Origin of the sequence: Mesotoga sp. HF07.pep.5.2.highcov, assembly GCF_003666285.1 — a bacterium.
In the GTDB taxonomy this organism is placed as follows: Bacteria; Thermotogota; Thermotogae; order Petrotogales; family Kosmotogaceae; genus Mesotoga; species Mesotoga prima.
In genome coordinates this window covers 1-1,040 of the sequence record NZ_JFHJ01000710.1, presented here as the reverse complement: position 1 = coordinate 1,040, position 1,040 = coordinate 1, and the positions used below count along the sequence as shown (strand labels likewise).

At 44.7% G+C, this 1,040-nt stretch carries 1 protein-coding gene and 1 pseudogene; both read right to left on the bottom strand.

Annotation, left to right across the window (positions count from 1 at the left end):
- On the bottom strand, positions 1-423 hold a 423-nt coding region (locus BG32_RS15130), incomplete at its 3' end, for a DNA-3-methyladenine glycosylase I (protein ID WP_147435104.1).
- Between the two features lie 133 nt (positions 424-556).
- A pseudogene (locus BG32_RS15125) lies at positions 557-1,040 on the bottom strand (alpha-glucosidase/alpha-galactosidase); the annotation flags it as partial.

Genomic DNA, 1,040 nt, shown 5'->3' with positions numbered 1-1,040 from the left:
AACAGAGGGAATCTCGGAAAGGCTCTTCCGTGTGTTTATGATCGGCTTATTGTTGACGAAGCTCCACACATAGCTGTCAAACGTTCCGTACTCCTCTTGAATCTGGATAAATCTCTTTGCGTTGTTAATTGCCGAATGAATCTTCTTTCTATTTCTGATTATTCCCGGATTTTCGACTAGCTTAGTTATTTCATTCTCTCCATATTTTGAAACGACTCGAGGATCAAACCCAGAGAAGGCTTTTCTATATTCTTCTCTCTTCTTCAGGACAGTATGCCAACTGAGGCCGGCCTGTGCTCCTTCTAGAATCAGAAACTCGAACCATATGTTGTCATCGTGCAGGGGAACACCCCATTCAGTATCGTGGTACTCAATATACAATTTGTCAACTTCAGCCCAGGGACAACGGAAGACCTCATTCAATTCGACCACCCCGTCAGCTTAGCAACCATCGAATCTGGAAGCCTCGGTACATTCCTACGCCTTTACCTTGTGAGAACAAACAGAAGAGATTAATTTAACTTCGATTTACCCATGAAGTATCGGTTCTTTGAACCTATTCACTTAGCCCTTCCGTCTCAAAGATTTCCCTTACCACCGCTTTCGCCTGCTCATATGACTTTGTCCTTGGATCCTTCAAAAGAATTTCAACAATTAGATCGGAATCCCTTTCAATGAACGCTTCGAGAGCCCACTCCATTCTTAGTACCCTTGGCTTCAAATACCATTTAACGATTCTTTCGGGGAGAGGGGGATCTATGACTTCTGTATGGATTCCCTCTCTGTCAACCAAAGCGGGCACTTCGACGGCAACGTTATCTTCGATCCCGGGAATTGCTCCCTCGTTTAGCGTGTTTAAGACAAATCTCGCTGAACTGTCGTTTATTATTGCGTCTATAAAGGGTATGTGTTGCTCACCGCTGAGAGAATTCTTGTTGTAAAGCTGAGCCGCTTGTCTGGCGAAGTCTCCTGAAAGACCTCTTGAGCCTTCGACTATCAATTTTTCGAGACTTGCCTCGGGGAACTGCTCGATTGCCTTG